The 17,643-nt window shown below is 70.9% G+C and carries 16 protein-coding genes; 4 read left to right on the top strand and 12 right to left on the bottom strand.

Annotated elements, in window-relative coordinates:
• Positions 1–36 precede the first annotated feature (36 nt).
• Positions 37–1,266 (bottom strand): IS110 family transposase, encoded by a 1,230-nt coding sequence (locus tag ACQEXA_RS41120; RefSeq protein WP_433132614.1) that lies wholly within the window; start codon positions 1,264–1,266, stop codon positions 37–39.
• A 518-nt stretch (positions 1,267–1,784) separates the two neighbouring features.
• A complete protein-coding gene (locus ACQEXA_RS41115) occupies positions 1,785–3,212 on the bottom strand; it encodes a hypothetical protein (RefSeq protein WP_433132612.1) in 1,428 nt (475 codons plus the stop codon).
• A gap of 329 nt (positions 3,213–3,541) precedes the next feature.
• Between ACQEXA_RS41115 and ACQEXA_RS41110 the strand changes: the two genes are divergently transcribed.
• Entirely contained in the window at positions 3,542–5,368 is a 1,827-nt protein-coding gene (locus tag ACQEXA_RS41110) for an endonuclease/exonuclease/phosphatase family protein (protein ID WP_433132610.1), read from the top strand.
• Positions 5,369–5,452: 84 nt separating this feature from the next.
• Here ACQEXA_RS41110 and ACQEXA_RS41105 read toward each other — a convergent pair whose 3' ends face one another.
• The 4 genes from ACQEXA_RS41105 to ACQEXA_RS41090 all read right to left on the bottom strand — a co-directional run bounded on the left by ACQEXA_RS41105 (position 5,453) and on the right by ACQEXA_RS41090 (position 8,172).
• The gene (locus ACQEXA_RS41105; protein ID WP_432926322.1) at positions 5,453–6,187 is read right to left on the bottom strand and encodes an SRPBCC family protein; all 735 of its coding nucleotides are present in this window, start codon (positions 6,185–6,187) and stop codon (positions 5,453–5,455) included.
• A 16-nt stretch (positions 6,188–6,203) separates the two neighbouring features.
• Complete coding sequence (locus tag ACQEXA_RS41100) at positions 6,204–6,887, bottom strand: ArsR/SmtB family transcription factor (protein WP_432926324.1); 684 nt, start codon at positions 6,885–6,887, stop codon at positions 6,204–6,206.
• 491 nt (positions 6,888–7,378) lie between these two features.
• A complete protein-coding gene (locus ACQEXA_RS41095) occupies positions 7,379–8,035 on the bottom strand; it encodes a hypothetical protein (protein WP_432926325.1) in 657 nt (218 codons plus the stop codon).
• Positions 8,032–8,172: a hypothetical protein gene (locus tag ACQEXA_RS41090; RefSeq protein ID WP_433132608.1), complete on the bottom strand. Its 141-nt coding sequence runs from the start codon at positions 8,170–8,172 to the stop codon at positions 8,032–8,034. Before ACQEXA_RS41090 ends, ACQEXA_RS41095 begins: the two co-directional genes overlap by 4 nt.
• Positions 8,173–8,447: 275 nt before the next feature.
• On the opposite strand from ACQEXA_RS41090, the gene dapA reads away from it, so the two are divergent.
• Together dapA and ACQEXA_RS41080 are read left to right on the top strand one after the other, a co-directional pair.
• Complete coding sequence (dapA, locus tag ACQEXA_RS41085) at positions 8,448–9,353, top strand: 4-hydroxy-tetrahydrodipicolinate synthase (RefSeq protein WP_433132606.1); 906 nt, start codon at positions 8,448–8,450, stop codon at positions 9,351–9,353.
• 67 nt (positions 9,354–9,420) lie between these two features.
• On the top strand, positions 9,421–9,921 hold the full coding sequence (locus ACQEXA_RS41080; RefSeq protein ID WP_432926330.1) for a hypothetical protein: 501 nt from the start codon (positions 9,421–9,423) through the stop codon (positions 9,919–9,921).
• A gap of 557 nt (positions 9,922–10,478) precedes the next feature.
• Here ACQEXA_RS41080 and ACQEXA_RS41075 read toward each other — a convergent pair.
• Positions 10,479–12,029, bottom strand: coding sequence for an MFS transporter (locus ACQEXA_RS41075; protein ID WP_433132604.1), 1,551 nt, complete (start codon positions 12,027–12,029; stop codon positions 10,479–10,481).
• A 56-nt stretch (positions 12,030–12,085) separates the two neighbouring features.
• Here ACQEXA_RS41075 and ACQEXA_RS41070 point away from each other — a divergent pair, with 56 nt between their 5' ends.
• On the top strand, positions 12,086–12,646 hold the full coding sequence (locus ACQEXA_RS41070) for a winged helix-turn-helix transcriptional regulator (protein WP_432926334.1): 561 nt from the start codon (positions 12,086–12,088) through the stop codon (positions 12,644–12,646).
• Positions 12,647–12,964: 318 nt separating this feature from the next.
• On the opposite strand, the gene ACQEXA_RS41065 is transcribed toward ACQEXA_RS41070, so the two are convergent.
• From ACQEXA_RS41065 to ACQEXA_RS41045, 5 genes are read right to left on the bottom strand one after another with little or no spacing between them, the layout of a single operon-like run.
• The gene (locus ACQEXA_RS41065) at positions 12,965–13,198 is read right to left on the bottom strand and encodes a hypothetical protein (RefSeq protein ID WP_432926336.1); all 234 of its coding nucleotides are present in this window, start codon (positions 13,196–13,198) and stop codon (positions 12,965–12,967) included.
• On the bottom strand, positions 13,182–14,552 hold the full coding sequence (locus ACQEXA_RS41060; protein WP_433132602.1) for an ABC transporter permease: 1,371 nt from the start codon (positions 14,550–14,552) through the stop codon (positions 13,182–13,184). The genes ACQEXA_RS41065 and ACQEXA_RS41060 overlap by 17 nt, the downstream gene beginning before the upstream one ends.
• Positions 14,549–15,271: an ABC transporter ATP-binding protein gene (locus ACQEXA_RS41055; RefSeq protein WP_433132600.1), complete on the bottom strand. Its 723-nt coding sequence runs from the start codon at positions 15,269–15,271 to the stop codon at positions 14,549–14,551. The genes ACQEXA_RS41060 and ACQEXA_RS41055 overlap by 4 nt, the downstream gene beginning before the upstream one ends.
• Positions 15,268–16,668 carry a peptidoglycan-binding protein gene (locus tag ACQEXA_RS41050; protein ID WP_433132598.1) on the bottom strand — a complete coding sequence of 467 codons (1,401 nt, stop codon included), beginning with the start codon at positions 16,666–16,668 and terminating at the stop codon, positions 15,268–15,270. Before ACQEXA_RS41050 ends, ACQEXA_RS41055 begins: the two co-directional genes overlap by 4 nt.
• A 17-nt stretch (positions 16,669–16,685) precedes the next feature.
• Positions 16,686–17,588 carry a hypothetical protein gene (locus tag ACQEXA_RS41045; RefSeq protein ID WP_433132596.1) on the bottom strand — a complete coding sequence of 301 codons (903 nt, stop codon included), beginning with the start codon at positions 17,586–17,588 and terminating at the stop codon, positions 16,686–16,688.
• Positions 17,589–17,643 lie beyond the last annotated feature (55 nt).

Raw genomic sequence — 17,643 nt, 5'->3', positions numbered from 1 at the left:
GAAGAGAAAACGGCGTTCAGCAGGTCCTCGACCCGGTCATGGTGTGGCTGGGGCGGGTTCGGCCTGGACGTGGTAGCCGAGGGCTTCGAGTTGGCCGATGAGGCGGCGGGCCTGTCGGGCGGGGTCGTTGCGGCGCAGGAAGTAGTCGCCGCCGAGGTCGTGGTAGGCCTGGTCGCGGGTGAGCATGTGGAAGATCGAGACGAGGATGCTGTGTTCGATCGCCACCAGGGCCTTGGCGTGTCCGAGCCGTGGCCGTAAGCGGGAGTACTGGGCGGCGAGGTAGGTGTTCTTGGTGCGGATGGCGCCCATCGCGGCGTCATGCAGGTAGATCGCGAGCCACTTGGGGCCCTTGCGGGATCTTCCCGAGCGCTTGCGTCCGGCGGACTCGTGGTTGTCAGGGCAGACCGCGGCCCAGGATGCGAAGCGCGACGCGGTACCGAAGACGCTCATGTCCGCACCGAACTCCGCCAGCAGGCCCTGGGCCGTCCGCAGGTCGATGCCCGGGACGGTGTCCAGGAGCTCAACCTGTCGGGCGAAAGGGGCCACCGCCTCTTCGATCTCGGCGCTGAGACGGCCGATGAGTTCGTCGAGGAAGTCCAGCTTGGACAGGACGGCCGCGACGAGCAGCGCGTGGTGTCCGGAGAACCGCGAGGTGAGTGCTTCCCGCAGGGCGGGGAGCTTGGCCCGCAGCCGGCCGATCGCCAGGTCCGCCAGGACCTCGGGGTCGGTGGTGCCGTCGACCAGGGCCTGGAGCATCGCCCGACCGGACTTGCCCAGCACGTCGGAGGCCACACTCGACAGCTTCACGCCGGCGTCCTGCAGGATCTTGTCCAGGCGCTGGGTCTCCCGGGTGCGTTCCTCGATCTGCGCCTTGCGGTAGCGGGTGAGGTTCCTCAGCTCACGGACCGGCTTCGGCGGCACGAACGAGGGACGGACCAGCCCGAACTCGATCAGCTGGCAGATCCACGAGGCATCGGCGACGTCGGTCTTGCGGCCCGGGATGTTGCGCATGTGCCGGGCGTTGAGCAGCCAGACCTCCATGTCGTCCTCGAGCATGTAGTACACGCACTTCCAGTACACCCCGGTCGATTCGATCCCGACGCGGGTGACACCGTGACCGACCAGCCAGTCCCGCAGTACCAGCAGGCCGGGGGTGGTCGTGGCGAAGCTTCCCTGTTCGACGGCCCCTCCGGGGAGGTGCACCTCGGCGACGACCACGTCCTTGTGCACGTCCAAGCCCGCGGGCCGCTTTACGATCCGTTCCACCAAGCCTCCCCTCGCAGTGACCACCAAGACCGTCCGGGAGGGGCTCACATCACGGAGTCTGAAGATCGCGCTCGAAGCGGCAGTTCACGGCGCCCGAGACCCTCACGTCTCGCTTTGAGGCAGGCTCACCCGCGCTAAGGAGAACCGACGTCGGCCGGACAGCACACCCAGTTTTCCCAAGATCATGCCGTCCCGGAAGGGCCCCAGACGCTTTGAGGGGAGTGAGTCGGTCGGGGAGTGGCTGCTGGCGGACCTCGTTGCGCGCACACGCTCCCGTCCGCGCCTGAACATCGGTTGAACGGGAGCCGACGCCGGAGAGCGCTCTTCCATGAATCCGCCAAGCCCTTCTCCCGGAGGGGCCTTGCGCAGACCAAGAAACGGCAGGGACACAGCGGTCCCTGCCGTTACGGCGGCCCGTCCGGGCCGCGGGATGCGTCACCCCCGGTGCGGAGGGTCCTGCGCGGCGCCATCGCCCGCGGCGGCGGGGCCTCCCCCTCACCGCGGCGGACGGGTGCCGCTCAACCCCCTTGCTGCGACCGCGCCTTGAACGCGGCCTTCCGGGCTTCCTTCGCCACCTTCTTGTCCGGGTGCAGGCGTCCCATCGCCTCCAGCACCTCCGGGGTGGCGGGGTGGTCGACCCGCCAGGCCGTGGCGAAGAAACCGCTGTGCTGCGCCGCCAGGCCCTCCACCAGCGACTGCAGTTCCGCCGAGTTGCCCTCGGCCGCCAACTGCGCGGCGACGGTGTCGACGGTCAGCCAGAAGACCAGCGACTCCGTCGGTGCGGGCACGTCCGCCGCGCCGTGCTCGGTGAGCCAGACCCGCGCCAGGCCGCCCAGTTCCGCGTCGTCCAGCACCTCGCGCAGCGCCGGTTCCGCCTCCGGACCGACCAGGGACAGCGCCTGCTGACAGCGCAGCCGGCGCAGTGGCGCACCGGCGTCCGAACCGCGTGCCGCGGCCAGCAACTCCCTTGCGGCCGCGAGCGATTCACGGCGCGCCAGCCACTGCTCCGTCTCGGCCTGAGCGGCCGCCGGCGGAAACGCGGACGTGCTGTCGAGCAGGGCGTCGGCGCCCTTGTCCGCCAGCTCCCCCACCGCCGGCGCGGTCAGCCCGGCCTCCAGCAGCCGGGCGCGCATCCCGTAGAGGCCGAGCGGGGTCAGCCGCACCATCCCGTACCGGCTGACGTCGGTCTCGTCGACGGGCGCCGCGGGCTCCTCGTCGGGGTCGGCCATCAGCGCCTCGTCGACCGGCTGGAACTCGACGAGTCCGATGGGCTGGAGGATCCGGAACTGGTCGTCGAGCCGCATCATGGCGTCCGACACCTGTTCCAGCACGTCGTTGGTGGGTTCGCCCATGTCGTCGGGCACGATCATCGACGCGGCGAGCGCGGGCAGCGGCACCGGGCTGTCGCCGGGTCCGCCCTCGCTGACCGTGAGCAGATATAGGTTGGCCAGCACCCCGTCGAGGAACTCGGCCTCCGCTTCCGGGTCCCAGTCGAGGGACGAGAAGTCGATCCGGCCGTCCTCGTCCACGGCATCCACGAAGTCGTCGAGGTCGGGCACGCTCGCGTCGGCGAGCACGGCCTCCAGTGCGCCGAGCCAGACGCCGAGCACGTCGCCGGGGCTTCCGGCGGTGAGCAGTGCGAGGTCGGCGCCCGTGGCGACCGTTCCCTCCTCCTCGTCGACGATCTCGACGAGTCCGGTGTCGACCGCGACCCGCCAGGCCTCGCTCGCGTCGGCGGCGGCGTCCTCGCCGGCGAGCCCCAGTGCCTCGGCAGCGGCGGGCAGCTGCTCCTCCACGAGTTCGCCCCCGGCGCCGACACGGGTGTCGGGACCGGCCCAGCGGGCCAGGCGGGCGGCCCGGGAGAGCAGCGGAGTGGCGAGCGCGTCCCGCGCGAGCTCCGCTTCGGAGGCCAGCCGGACCGGCGGCAAGAGGGAGCTGTCTGACATCGGCTGGATCTCCTTGAACCGTACGTGGTGACCGAGAGGGCACCCCGAAACACACGCTCAGCCTAGACGGGTTTCGCCCCATGCCGCCCGGTTCACGTCCCTGCGGGAGCCGCACCTGGCCGAAACCTTGACAACTGTCCTGAGAACAAAGGAGATTGACGCGCGTAGAAGTCGGCGGACAGTTGTTCACCGAGGTTCGCCGGCGTCCTTCGCGGTTCATCCGGGGCCACCGCCTTCTACGCGCGTCGCACCGTCCCGCCGGCCGCGGCCCCGCGGTAAACCGCTCCACCTTCGTCCCGGCACCCCCATATCTCCCCGGAGGGATCCCGTTGCCGAGCAAGTCATCCAGGCGCCTCGCCGCGCTCACCGTCGCCGCCGTCTGCTCGACCGTCTCCGGTGTGGTCCTCACCACACCGGCACATGCGGACACTGTGCGCATTCACGACATCCAGGGCACCACCCGGATATCGCCGCTCGCGGGCCGGCAGGTCGCGGACGTGGCCGGAATCGTCACGGGCGTGCGCACGTACGGCTCCTCCAGGGGATTCTGGATCCAGGACCCGAACCCGGACGACAACCCGGCGACAAGTGAGGGCGTGTTCGTCTTCACCAGCTCCACCCCGAAGGTCGCCGTCGGCGACTCGGTCACGGTGACGGGCACCGTCTCCGAGTACGTCCCGGGCGGCGCCGCCACCGGCAATCAGTCGCTGACCGAGATCACCAAGCCGACGGTGGCGGTGCTCTCCAGCGGCAACGCAGTCCCGGCGCCGGTCGTCGTCGACGCGAGGTCCGTGCCAGACGAGTACACCCCGGCGGGCGACACGGCCGCGAGCGGTTCGGTCAACGGGCTCGCTCTGCAGCCGGCGACGTACGCCCTGGACTACTACGAGTCCCTGGAAGGCATGAACGTCCAGGTCGCCGACGCCCGTGTGGTCACCGCCACCGACCCGTACAGCGAGCTGTGGGTCACGGTGAAGCCCCATGAGCACGCCAACCGCCGCGGCGGCGCGGTCTACGGCTCCTACGACTCCCAGAACACCGGCCGGCTGCAGATCCAGTCGCTGGGCTCGACCGCCGACTTCCCCGCCGCCGACGTCGGCGACACGCTCACCGGTGCGACCAGCGGTCCGCTGGACTACAACCAGTTCGGCGGCTACACCCTCGTGGCGGGCCGGACGGGCACGCTGAAGAGCGGCGGTCTGCAGCGGGAGACCACACGCAGGCAGGGCCGGGGCGAGCTGGCCGTCGCCACGTACAACGTGGAGAACCTGGACCCGTCGGACAGCAGCTTCGAGGCCCACGCCTCCGCGATCGTGCACAACCTGCAGTCGCCGGACATCGTGTCCCTGGAGGAGATCCAGGACAACAACGGCGCCACGGACGACGGCACGGTCGACGCGAGCCGGACGGTCGGCAAGCTGATCGACGCGATCGTCGCGGCGGGCGGCCCGCACTACGACTGGCGCTCGATCGACCCGGTCGACGACCAGGACGGCGGCGAGCCCGGCGGAAACATCCGCCAGGTCTTCCTCTTCAACCCGAAGCGGGTCTCCTTCACCGACCGCGCCGGCGGCAACTCCACGACCGCCGTGGGCGTCACCAAGGTGCACGGCACGGCGCAGCTGACGGTCTCTCCCGGCCGGATCGACCCGGCGAGCGACGCCTGGAAGACCAGCCGCAAGCCGCTGGTGGGCGAGTTCGTCTTCCGCGGGAAGACGGTCTTCGTGATCGCCAACCACCTCAACTCAAAGGGCGGCGACCAGGGGCTGACCGCGCAGTACCAGCCTCCGGCGCGCAGCTCGGAGGTCCAGCGCCACCTGCAGGCGACCGAGGTGAACACCTTCGTCAAGGACGTCCTCGACACGCAGAAGAACGCGGACGTCATCGCGCTCGGCGACATGAACGACTTCCAGTTCTCCGACACCACCAAGAACCTCGAGGGTGGCGGCGCGCTGTGGTCGGCGATCAAGTCGCTGCCGAGGAGCGAGCGGTACACGTACGACTACCAGGGCAACAGCCAGGTTCTCGACCAGATCCTGGTCAGCCCGGCGATCCGGCGCGGCTGCGACCTGGACTACGACAGCGTGCACATCAACTCGGAGTTCCACGACCAGATCAGCGACCACGACCCGCAGGTGCTGCGGTTCCGGCCGTAGTTCCGGTACGCGGATCCCGGCTCACGTACGGACGAGCCCGGCCCCCGTCGCAGGGGGCCGGGCTCGTGCCGCTTGTCAGGGACCTCAGGCGTACACCGCGTTCAGCCACTCCTGCCAGGCGGCCTCGTTCACCTTGGCGTCGGCGCCGGGCGCGAAGTCGTGGACGCTGATGCCGACCGGCGCGCCCCAGTGGTTGCGGCCGAAGAAGCGGATGAGCGCGTCGTCGGTGCGCAGTCCGAGGAAGTACGGGTTGCGGTAGTCGACCACCGCGTGGAAGAGCCGGCGCTCGGGCCCCTGTACCTCGACGGTGGTTCCCTCGGCGGTGTTCTCCGCGAGCCCGAGCGCCCGGACCACGGCGGTCAGGGCGTCGGCCGCCGTGGACGCCTCGGGGCCGTTCAGCGTCGCGAAGGAGACGGGGCGGGGCGCGAAGTAGGTCAGGTACTCGCGCAGGGTGTGCAGGTAGAAGTCGGTGTGCCTGTTGGCGCCGTCGTACTGGTTGTCCCAGTCCTCGACGAAGATGCCGCTGTGCACATACCGCACCCAGGAGCGCCGGCCGCCTTCGCGCGGCTCGATGGTGTAGTCGAGCTGGTTCAGGGTCTGCTGCGCGATGCCCTCGACGTCCGCGACCCGGTTGGTGTACCGGCGCGGCGGGTCCCAGACGGTGACCGTGGATCCGAAGGGTCCCTTGCCGCCCTCCCGCGGCTCGGGGGCGTCCATCGGCCACAGCCAGCCGCCGGTGCCGGTGGTGAAGGACTCCCACACCTGCTCGGGCGTGGCGTCGACCTCGAACTCGCGGGCGATCTCGAATTCCTTGGACATGGTGGGCTCCTGCGCGTCAAGTAGGCGGGTCAGTCGGTGAGTTCGACGGTCGGGGACTCGGGTTCCTCGGGGCCGGGTTCGACGGCCCGCGGGGGTTCGGGCTGCGGTGCGGGGGCTGCGGTGCCACCGTGGGATGAACGGCCAGGACGATCCGGTGGTCACGGCCCGCCTCGGCATCCGGTGCGTCGTACTTGCGGATCAGGGCGCTGACGCCCGCCGTCAGCTCCTGGATGAACGCGGCACGGTCGGCGGCCGAGGCGAACCGCACCTCGCCGTCGAGCGCGTACGTCGCGAGCCGTTTGCGGGCCTTCGCCGCTCCGGTGATCAGCGAGCCCACGTCCCGCACCAGGCGGGCCCCCAGGGCGAGCAGCCACCGGGCGGAGAGCTGGTCGCGGAAGCGGTCCGGATCGGGCTGGACGGAGGCCAGCGCGAGCGGGCTGATGACGTACGACGCGGCGGTGGCCCGCATGAGGCGCTCGGTGACGTTGCCCTTGCGGCGCTCGCCCGCGAGCTCGACCAGCCCGTGCCGTTCCAGGGCCTTGAGGTGGTAGTTCACCTTCTGCCGGGGCAACCCGACCTTGCCGGCCAGCATGGCGGCCGACGCCGGCCCGGCCGCCAGCTCCGCCAGCAGGCGGGCCCTCGTCGGATCCAGCGAGACGGCCGCGGCCTCGGCATCCTCGATCACGGTGACGTCCAACATGACTGCAGCCTCTCACCGAAAACTTTTTTTGTCCAGACGGTCAGAGTTTTCGGTGAGCGGGGTTGCGGGATGGTCGGGGACGTTCGGGCGCTCAGCCGGGCGGCGGCGGTCCGAGCGAGTGGTCGTAGCGGCTCTTGGGAGGGTCTGGCCCGTGCTGAAGGTCTGGCCCGTGCTGAGGGTCTGGCCCGTGGCGAGGGTCTTCGATCTCGGTCGTGGCGTGTGCCTCCGGGCGGCCGTGTGCGCGCTCCTGGAGGGCATGGCGCGGTGGACCGGGGTGCGCGGTCCGTGCCGAAGTGGACGGGAAGGGGAACATGGCGGTGATGCGGCCTGGGCGCGGGTCCGGCTCACTGGGCCTCGGTGTCTGCGTCGGCCCAGGCCCGCCGCCGATTCGCACCCGGCCCCTGGAACTCGAGGTCGACGACCACGACGCCGCCGGGCCACGCGGCCCGGGACGCGGCCGCCCGGCCGCGGCCGACGCTGCGGTGGTGCCGCTAACCCTTCGACCCCTCCAGCCGGGCCAACTGGGTCTGGAACCAGTCGAGTCGGGCCTGCAGCAAGGCCGCCTCCGCGACGAGGTCGCGGACGCCGAGGCCGGCGGACACGGCTGCGGCGCCCTGGCCGGCCCGCACCCGCAGCCCCTCCCCCGCCAACTGCTCGAACACCGCGAGCGCCAGCGACGTACGGCCGCCCGGACACCCCGCGCACGTCGCCCGAAGCGCGCGCCAGCCCGGCCTGCCCCAGCCGGCGTCGGCCAGCGCCACGGCCGTCGCCCCGCACGCGCACGGTCCGACCGTCATGCTTCGCACCCGCTGGCGCGCGTACCGGAACCCGCGCTCGAAGCGGATGTAGGCGCCGAGGACGGAAACCTCGAGCAGCACCGCTTCCCGGTGCTCGGCGGTGCACAGCAGCCCCTCGGCCTCCGCGCGTTCGTGCACGCAGTGGAAGCCGCAGTCGCAGCGACGGTACGGCGCCCGGTGCCGCAGCCCATAGGCGCACCGTGCCTCGTCGCGGACCCCGTAGGTCAGGGCGCCGCCCAGCGACACACCGGTGAACCCGGCCCGGGTGCCGTCCTGGGACAGGACCGGGTGGGCGATCTTGTATCCGGTCGGCGGCTCCGTCGGGCGTTCCTCGGGGAGCCGCAGTCTCATCGGGCTACCGGTACCTCTTCGGCAACGGACGTCTCCAAATCCTCCAGCGCCTCGACCGCTTCGAGCCCGGCCTCTTCCTCGTACGGCTCCGGGTGCTCCTCCGCGACCCCGGTGGCGAGTGCCCTGCCCAGCTTCATGGCGCCTCCCGCTGTTGGTTACCGTCCCGGCCATGGTGACCCATGAATCCCGGTTTGGCACCAGTGCCCGACCCTTCACGCCCCCTCACAGCGCCCCGAGCGCCTCCGCCCTCGCGTTCCGGACCCCCGAAGTCCGCGAGGTGAGATGACAGAGCCGTCTACGCGACAGCGGACGCGCGACCGGGCAGGCCGAGCCAGACATCACAGCATCGCTAATCGATACCGTGTAGAAGAATTCAGTAGAGCTTCACGATCGTCGCGCCGAGACTGTTTCCATGACGACTCCTCCCCTCGCCCGCCCGCCCTTCGGCCGCGCTCTGTGCGCGATGGTCACGCCCTTCACCGCGGCCGGCGCCCTCGACCTCGACGGGGCGCAGCGGCTCGCCGACCGGCTCGTGACCGAGGGCTGCGACGGCCTGGTGCTGTCCGGCACCACGGGCGAGTCGCCGACCACGACGGATGCCGAGAAGGCCGCGCTGGTACGGGCGGTGCGAGAAGCCGTAGGTGAACGGGCGTCGATCGTGGCGGGCGTCGGCACCTCGGACACACGGCACACCGTGGAGCTGGCGCTGGCGGCCGAAAAGGCCGGTGCGGACGGGCTGTTGGTGGTCACGCCGTACTACAGCCGGCCCCCGCAGGACGCGGTCGAGGCGCACTTCCGGGAGATCGCCGACGCATCCGGACTGCCGCTCGTGCTGTACGACATCCCCGGCCGCACCGGCACCCGTATCGAGCCCCGGACGATGATCCGGCTCGCGGAGCATCCGCGGATCGTGGCGGTCAAGGACTGCGCGTACGACCTCCTCGGCACCCAGAAGGTGCTGGCGCGCACGGAACTCGCGTACTACGCGGGCTGTGACGAGCAGGTGCTCGCGCTGTACGCGGTCGGCGGCGCCGGATACGTGAGTACGGTCGCGAATGTGGCGCCACGTCAGTTCCGCGCGATTCTCGACGCGTTCGACTCCGGTGCCACGGCGGATGCGGCCCGCCTTCAGCAACGGGCCATTCCTCTGGTCGAGTTGATGATGGCATCGGGTCTGCCCGGTACGGTCACGGCGAAGGGGCTGCTCGGCCGCCTCGGACTGCCGTCCGGCCCGGTGCGTCCCCCGCTGCGTCCCGCGGACGAGGCGGCGCTGGACGACCTGATGACGGCCTACCGCGAGCTGACCGGCATCAAGTGATCATGAGGGGTGCCGGCCCGGGCACAATACCGTCGCCCCTCCGCCCTCCCTGCCGTACGTTGACCAGGTGAGCCGACCGCTGCTGTATCTCGACGTCGACGGCCCCCTCAACCCGTGGGCCGCGCAGCCGGAGCGCCGCCCCGAGGGCTACACGACGATCCGGGTGGCCCTCCAGGGGCGCGCCCTGCGGGTCTGGCTCCACCCCGGCCACGGCGAGGCGCTGCTCGGTCTCGGCTATGAGCTGTGCTGGGCGAGCACGTGGATGGATGCCGCGAACCGCTGGATCGGACCGGTCATCGGCCTCCCCGAGCTCCCGTACGTCGACTTCGGCGCCGGCCTGTTCGCGCTGCGGCCCGACGGGGTGCACTGGAAGACCGAGGCGATCGTCGCCCACGCCGCCGGCCGCCCGTTCGCCTGGGTGGACGACGAACAGAGCCTGGCGGACGAGGCGTACGTCACGGGTCATCACCCGGGCCAGGCCCTGCTTTACCACGTCGATCCGCGCATCGGGCTCAGGGAGAGCGACTTCGCGGTGCTGGCGCAGTTCGCGGCGACGCTTTCGGAGTAGACGCCTGGCCCGGGACGGAGGCGGTCCGGCGGGCCACCGCGTCGGTTCGCCGACCTGGGCGGGGATGCCACCGGACAGGGGCGTGGTCGGGCTCCGCCCCGCGCCGATCCGGCCCCCTCGGGGGGAGACGCGAGCACTCCGCCGGGCCCGCGCTCCAGCAGATCTGCCGCCGCTCCTCTCGCCGGGCCCAGTCGCTCGCGAGCGCCCTGCCGGGCCGTCCTGAGCCATGGGCGGGCGCGCTCTACGTCGGCCGAGGTCGGCTACCGCCGGCAGCTCGGCAGCGGGTCGGAGTCCTGATCGACGGGGCGGCCTCGGTTCACGGCCACCCCTGATCAGGTGTGGCTGTTCGGAACGAGATGCAGGTCGGACGCTCGACCCGTCCCGGCGGCCTGTCGAGGCATTCGTCGACGCCGTCCGGCTCCCGGAAGACCCGATCGGCGCCGGCCCGGGTACGCACCCTCACTGTTCGGCATCGGCTACGAGTACGCACCCCGGGGATGCTCGGAGCGTCCTGGTGGACGGCGCCGGATACGCCGCCGGAACGGGTTAGCGGCGAGCTAGGCGGCAGTGCGGCGCCGAAGGAAGAGCACCGTCGGGACGGTCATGGCGAGCGGCACGATTCCGGCGACGAGCCACCCCAGGTGGAGGGCGTCGGTGAAGGCCTGCGGGATGGCGACGGAGACCGTATGCGCCAGCGAGGCCGGGAGGTGACTCGTGCCGCCGTGGGTGATGCCCGCCACGACATCGTCGACCCGGCCGGCCGGAACCCCGGCCGAGGCCAGCCGGCCGTGCAGGAGGTGCGGGAAACGGGTGGTGACCAGCGTGCCGAGGACGCTGGGACCGAGGACGCTGCCGAGCTGGCGGAACATGTTGACCGACGCGGCCGCCATGCCGGCCTGCAGCGGCGGCACGCTGTTGACGGCCGCGGCCGTCGACGGCGCCACCAGCAGGGCCGAGCCCACCCCGGCGACGAACAGGCCCGGCCACATCGCGCCGTACCCGCTGAAGGGCCCGGCCGCCAGGAGCGCGAAGGCTCCCCCGCCCATGAGGACGAGGCCCGCGGTGAGCGTGGCACCGATGCCGAGCCATCGCACCACGCGGGCGGCGAACGCGCTGATGACGATGTAGGCGGCGAACATCGGGAGCAGCTTCACCCCGGTCATCAGGGCGTTCTCGTGGGCGACCCGCTCCAGATAGAGAACGGTGAGCAGCGAGATGCCGACGAAGGACAGCATGGTGACGGCGCCGATGCTCATCACGGTCGTGAACGAGGCGCTCCTGAACAGCCGCAGCTCCAGCATGGGGTCGCGGTGGCGAAGCTCGACCCGTACGAAGGCCGCCAGCGAGACGGCGAAGACCACGTACGCGGCGATGATCACGGGCTTCCCGTAGCCGGTGGCGCCGCCCTCGATGATCGAGTACGTCGCCGACGCGACCGCCAGGGTGCCGAGCACCACGCCCGCCGAGTCGAACCGGCGCGTCGGATGCTTGCTCTCGCTCACCAGCAGCGGGGTGAGGACGAGGGTGATCAGGCCGATGACGACGTCGGTGAGGAACACCGCGTGCCACGACACCTGATCCAGCAGCACGCCCGCCACCAGCGGTCCGACGGCCAGCCCGAGGCCGGCGCAACTGGCCCAGACGCTGATGGCGCCGGTGCGCTCATGGGGATCGGTGAACGTGTGGCTCACGATCGACAGGCTCGAGGGCAGTACGGCCGCAGCGCCGACGCCCATCAGGGCCTGGGCCGCGATGAGCAGGCCGGCGTTCCCCGCCAGGAAGGCGATGAAGCTTCCCAGTGTGAACAGCGAAACGCCCGCCCAGAACACCCGTCGCCGCCCGACGAGATCGCTCAGTGTGCCGGCGGACAGCACCAGGCTGACCACGGCGAGGCTGAAGGCGCTGCTCACCCAGACCACGGTGCTGGGCGATATGTGGAGGTCGTCCTGGAGCGGTGTCAGCGCGGAGATCGTCGAGGACACGTTGACGAAGGTCATCATCACGCCGAGGCAGAGGACCAGGAGGGCCCACCACCTCCGTCCGTTCGAGGCGGTGGGCGGCGCAGAGCGCTGTGCTGCAAGGACATTATCCTGGCTAGTGGAGACCATAGTCAGAACGTAGCATGCTGGCTATATAAATGCGCAGTCAGAGGAGCGTGATCGACATGAAGGAATCCACGGGAGATCCGGAGCCCGGCGTCGAGGCCGTGATCACGCGATCCGGCCGGTTCGCCGACCGTGGCGCCTGGAGCGCCGAGGGCTGGTGCCATATGGAGAGCGCACTGGAACTGGTCGGCACCCGTTCCGCGATGATCCTGATGCGCGAGATCTACTACGGCGGCCGACGCTTCGACGAACTCGTCCGGCACACCGGACTGACCGAAGCCGTCACCTCCCAGCGCCTCAAGCGCCTCGTCGACGCCGGCCTGCTGCAACGGCACCCCTACCGGGAGCCCGGCCAACGCACCAGGTACGAGTACGTCCTCACCGATCTGGGCCGGTCACTGTTCCCGGTGTTCGTCGCGCTGATGGATTGGGGCGCGCGCGTGGGCAGGGAAGGCGGCGTCGAACTCGTCCACGCCGACTGCGGAAGCCCGCTCAACGCCGTGGTGCAGTGCACGAAGGGCCATCACGTGGGACTACCGGACACAGTCGCCCGAATCGCATCGGACGGGAACCGCCAGAGCCTCTCGCAACCTGACTCGTCGTCCGAGCCTGCGTCCTGACCGACACGTGGTGGGTCCCGACTGGAGCACCCATGGCGCGGTGGAGCTTCCCCCGCATCGTCAAGGCCCGTGCACGGAGCGGGCACGCGCCGCGTCTGCGGCGCGGCCTGTCTTCTGTCTTCGCCCCGGCTGGGCCGCGCCCGGCGGCACGCTGTGTGCAGTGGACGGAGCAGGTCACAGGCGCCGCCGAGCAGTTGTGGCTGGTCAGGCGCAAATGCGCCCCGACGGGGAGATCCCTGGTGCCGGCAGCGGCATGGGACGCTGCCACCTCAACGTGGAGATCGAGGCCCTCCGCGTCAACCCGCTCTTCCCTGACTGTCAGGCGCAACCCCTCGAGCCGGACGACGCGGCGTCGAACGCGGCACGGTCCTGCAGACCCACCTCCCGCACACCGCGCCGCAGCCGGAGGCGGCCGCACCCGCCGGGACCGTCCTCGGCGTGGACCCGCCCCGCGATGACGAAGCCTTCGAACCGCACGGCGTCGACGGCGTCGGGCTCCACCGTCGACCGGTAGCCGGCTGTCGGACTCTCGACGTCAGGACCGGAGAGCATCGACCGGCTCCATACGGGAGGCTCGCAGTGACGGGTAGAGGCCGGCCAGGAGTCCGACGAGGGCTCCGGCGACCGGGGCTCCGAAGGCGAGACGGACGTCCAGGACCGGAGTCCAGTCCCTGATGGCGGAGACGGCCACCACGACGACCATGCCCAGGACGGCGCCGACGACGCCGCCGAGGAGTCCGATGGTCGTCGACTCCACCAGGAACTGGCCGGCGACCTGCCGTCGCGAGGCGCCGAGGGCGCGGCGCAAACCGATCTCCCCGATCCGCTCCATGACGGTCACCAGCGTCACATTGGCGATACCGATGGCGCCGACCATCAGTGAGACCAGTCCCAGTACGAGGAACAGGCCGTTGACGTCGCCCTGTACTCCCTTGCGTGCCTTGGTCGGGTCGGGCGGTGCCGTGACGGCGAGGGCGTCCTCGGCTCCGGGAGCCAGCGCGATCGGTGCCTGGTGGGCGACCTGCTTCGCCGCGCCGAGCGCGGTGTTGATCAGCACCCGGGTCACCGCTGCCAGGCCCAGCTGGTCCTCGGCTGTGGTGGGCGGCAGGATCACCGCGGTGGACAGCTGCTGTTCCCGCTCGGCTCCGCCGAGGATCCCGATCACGGTGTAGGCCTGGCCCTTCAGGAACACCGCCGGGGAGTCCTGTACCGAATTGATGCCGAGGAGCCGCGCGGCCTGGTCGCCGAGCACCGCCACCCGGTCGTGCCGTGTGATGTCCCCGTCGTCGAAGAAGCGCCCGGCGGTCATCCTGCCGCGCACCGCCGCGGGCAGCGTCGGGGACGCGGCGACGACCGCCATGGTCTGGCCGGTGACCTCCCCGGGGGACACCACGTCGTTCGCACGCACCTGGACGCTCGCGGTTGCCTGGGAGTCGGCGATCGCCGCCACGGATTCGACCCCGGCCACCCGCCGGACCGCGTCGACACCCGACCAGTCCACGAGCGGGACGGGGTCGGCCGACGGAGGCGGCGGGGGCACCGTGACCGTGACCGAGGTGGCGGTGAGGGCGTCGAAGCGCCCGACGATCTGATTGCCCGCCGTGGCCGAGACCCCGATGGTGATGACCAGGGTCGTGATGCCCAGCACGGTCCCCAGCGTGGTCAGGGCGGAGCGGACAGGACGGGCGAGCACCCCCGCCAGCGCCTCGGTCCACAGATCCCGGAAGTCCATCCAGGGACGCTCGATGCCCCCGGCCTTGCCGCGGCGCCCGCCGGTCCACCGGCGAGCGGTGTGCCTTCCACCGGTGTGCCGTCCGCCGGTGGACCGGACGGCGATCGGCGGGTCCTCCGGGTGTGCCGGGTCCACCGGGGCGGCCTGCTCCAGGACTCGTGCCCGGGCCCTCATCGGTTCTCCTCGGTGAGCCGTCCGTCGTTGATCATTACCCGCCGGTCGGCCCGCATGCTGACCGCCTCCTCATGGGTGATCACGAGCAGGGTCATGCCCTGCTCGCTCAGGTGGTCGAAGAGGTCCAGCACCGACTCGGTGTTCTCACTGTCGAGGTTGCCGGTGGGCTCGTCGCAGAGCAGCAGCGCGGGCTCGCTCATCAGCGCCCGGGCGATCGCCACGCGCTGCCTCTCACCGCCGGAGAGCCTGTCCGGCCGGAAGCCGATCCGGTGCGCCAGGCCGACCCGTTGCAGCGCCTCCTTGGACCTGACACTGCGGCCGGCGCGGCCGCGCCCGGGCCGCGGCCGGCGGTAGGTCTCGGCCAGCATGACGTTCTCGTCCACCGTCCGGTAGGGCAGCAGATGGAAGGACTGGAAGACGAATCCGATCCGGCTGCCGCGCAGTGAGGTGCGCTCCAGGTCGCCGAGGGTGTTGGTCTCCACCCCGTCGAGCCAGTAGGAACCCGAGGTGGGGCGGTCCAGCAGTCCCAGGGTGTTGAGCAGCGTCGACTTGCCGGAACCGGACGGGCCGACGATCGACAGATGCTCGCCGCGCCGCACTGCCAGGTTCACATCGCGCAGGGCGTGCACCGGCGGTTCGGAGTCGAAGGTCCGGTCGACGGAGGCCAGTTGGATGACGGTGTCCGCGCCGGGCACGACGGGGGCCGGCAGGCCGGTCATTGCCCGACCACCACGTGATCGCCCACCTTCAGGTCGTCACCGGACGGCCTGACCTCCACCTGCCCGTCCGCGGAGAGACCCGCCTTGACGGAGACGTCCACGACTTTGCCGCCACGCGCGACCTGCACCCTGGCCCGCCCGTCGGCAGACGTGTGGAGCGCGGCGATGGGCACCGTCAACACGTCACCGTCCGACGAACCCACCTCGATGGTCACCTTCGCGGACCCGTTGGCGTTCTTGGTCAGCTTCCCCGCCGGGACGGAGACCTGCACCGGTACGGGGGCCGTCGCGTCGCCGCTCCCCCCGGCCGACGTCCCCGGCGCGTCCTTGCCGTCCTCGGATTCGTCCTTCGGCACATCGTCGCCGAGTGCCACCAGTTGCCCCTCCACCTTTGTGCCGTCGGGGGTCTCCACCTGGGCCGTCATGCCCTTGTGGAGCAACTTGGCGTCGCTGCCCGGCACCACGGCCTGCACCACGACCTTGGAGCTGGTCACCGTCCCGATCGGTCCGGACGGGGTGTCGCCGATCTTCACGGACACCTTGTCCAGCCGGGCCGGCAGATCCGGCAGGAAGACCACCTCACCTGCGGGGATCTTGGTTCCGTAGCCGGCCTGGAAGGCGGCGAGCGCGGCGTTGGCGGCGTCCAACTGCTGCTGCGCCGCCCTGAGTTGTAGCCGGCCCTCTTCACCACCGGTGCCGGTACCGCCGCCGGAGCCCTTGGAGTCGGTGCCCTGGGAGCCGCTGCCCTGATTCTGCGCCTCGAGGAGGGCCTGCTGCGCGGTGGTCACAGCCGCCTCGAGCGTTCCCAGCTGCTGCCTGTCCGCGAAACCGGGCTCCTCCGCGTGAAAGCCCTTGCTCCTGTACCAGCGGCTCACCGCCGCGGCGTCCGGCTGCCCGTACGTCCCGGTGGTTCCACCGGGGTCGAACCCGAGCCGGGTCAGGGCCTGCTCGAGCTGCTTGACATCGTCCCCGGACGCACCCGGACCCAGCGTGCGGTACATCGGAACGGATCCCCGCAGCACCAGCACCGGTCGGCCGCTCACCTGCATCAGCACATCGCCCTCCTTCACCTCCGATCCGGCGACCGGTGCCTTGGTGACCCGTTGGACGACGACGTCGCCGGCCCCGGAATCCCCGGAGCCGGAATCCGAGGACCCGACCGGTCCGGCCAGGGCCAGGCTCTGCGGCGAGGCGAACTCCACCGAGCCCTGGGCCACCACGCTCGCGGTCAGCGACCGCCGTACGACCGCGACGGTGACCGGTCCGGCCTTCGGCGGCCGGTGTGCGGCAGCCGCATCCGCCGGCGACTGCATCTGCGATCCGGCGAACCAACCACCCACGCCCACCAGCCCCACCGCGACCACGATGATCCCCAACTGCTTGGGACGGCTGCTCACCTGGTTGCGACGCTGCCTCACCCGGCACCCCCACCGCTGGTGGGGTTCTTCAGGAACTTCGGGAAGTAGGCGGCCCGGAATTCCTTGCCGTAGTCCAGGTCCTGCATCGCCAGGCCGATGTCCTTGGTGAGCAGGGGCAGGGCCTCGTCCTTGCTCATGGTGTCCAGCGGGCTCCCGCCGGAGTTCACCGCGCCCATGTGCGCCCCGTCGGGAGCGGACGTGGTCGCCTGGAGCTTCACCATGTCCCCGATGCCGGTCGGCTGCGTGGTCGTGACGGCGATGCCATGTGCCTTCAGGCACGAGGCGTAGGACTGCGCCAGAGCGATCAGCTTCGGGTCACCGTTGAGCGCCTGCGCGTTCGCCTGGTTCTGCTCCGCGGTCGCGGCGCTTCGCTCCTGGGGTGACGCGGAGCCGTAGACCTGCGTGTTGGCCGCTCCCTGGCAACCCGTCCAGCCCTTGTCGCCGCCGCCGGCCTTCGGGTCCGGGGGGCCACCCAGTGCCTTGTCGTAGGCGGCCTTCTGCTCGGAGGTGAGCCTGGCGACGTAGTCGGCGTTGGGCGTGTCGGTCGAGTTCTCCTGGGACGCCTTGCTGCCCGGTGCCTGGGGATCGTTGGGGTAGACCAGGCCTGCGTAGATGCCGAATCCGTACTTCTGGCGGTACTTCTTGGTCAGCTTGTAGTCCGCCCCGTCGGTGGCCCAGGAGGCCGCGGGGTCCTCGGGGGCCACGGGGGTGTAGGTGAACCCCTGCTTCTTCATGCAGGCCGCGATCGCGTTCTCCATGAGGTACTGCTTCTTGAGGTCGGCGCCGGCGTCCGAGGGAACATCGAGTTGCCCCGACGACCCGGCCGAGGGCTTCCCCCCGTCCACCGAGTGGGATGCCGTCTCAGCGCCGCAAGCCGCCAGCAGCGGCAAGAGACTCACCGCTACGGCCAGTTTCCGAACACTGCGGTATCCAGACATGCTCTTCCATCCGATC

The organism is Streptomyces sp. CA-106110 (assembly GCF_050936285.1).
Lineage (GTDB): Bacteria > Actinomycetota > Actinomycetes > Streptomycetales > Streptomycetaceae > Streptomyces.
Note: the sequence above shows the minus strand (reverse complement) of the source record. Positions and strands in the feature narration are given on the sequence as shown.

What these genes read in the sequence shown, in the direction of transcription:
- ACQEXA_RS41065 (WP_432926336.1), bottom strand. Translation starts at nt 13,198, where the DNA reads ATGCTCTCCGGTCCTGACGTCGAGAGTCCGACAGCCGGCTACCGGTCG.
- ACQEXA_RS41060 (WP_433132602.1), bottom strand. Translation starts at nt 14,552, where the DNA reads ATGAGGGCCCGGGCACGAGTCCTGGAGCAGGCCGCCCCGGTGGACCCG.
- ACQEXA_RS41075 (WP_433132604.1), bottom strand. Translation starts at nt 12,029, where the DNA reads ATGGTCTCCACTAGCCAGGATAATGTCCTTGCAGCACAGCGCTCTGCG.
- ACQEXA_RS41070 (WP_432926334.1), top strand. Translation starts at nt 12,086, where the DNA reads ATGAAGGAATCCACGGGAGATCCGGAGCCCGGCGTCGAGGCCGTGATC.
- ACQEXA_RS41095 (WP_432926325.1), bottom strand. Translation starts at nt 8,035, where the DNA reads ATGAGACTGCGGCTCCCCGAGGAACGCCCGACGGAGCCGCCGACCGGA.
- ACQEXA_RS41100 (WP_432926324.1), bottom strand. Translation starts at nt 6,887, where the DNA reads ATGTTGGACGTCACCGTGATCGAGGATGCCGAGGCCGCGGCCGTCTCG.
- ACQEXA_RS41115 (WP_433132612.1), bottom strand. Translation starts at nt 3,212, where the DNA reads ATGTCAGACAGCTCCCTCTTGCCGCCGGTCCGGCTGGCCTCCGAAGCG.
- ACQEXA_RS41105 (WP_432926322.1), bottom strand. Translation starts at nt 6,187, where the DNA reads ATGTCCAAGGAATTCGAGATCGCCCGCGAGTTCGAGGTCGACGCCACG.
- ACQEXA_RS41090 (WP_433132608.1), bottom strand. Translation starts at nt 8,172, where the DNA reads ATGAAGCTGGGCAGGGCACTCGCCACCGGGGTCGCGGAGGAGCACCCG.
- ACQEXA_RS41055 (WP_433132600.1), bottom strand. Translation starts at nt 15,271, where the DNA reads ATGACCGGCCTGCCGGCCCCCGTCGTGCCCGGCGCGGACACCGTCATC.
- dapA (WP_433132606.1), top strand. Translation starts at nt 8,448, where the DNA reads ATGACGACTCCTCCCCTCGCCCGCCCGCCCTTCGGCCGCGCTCTGTGC.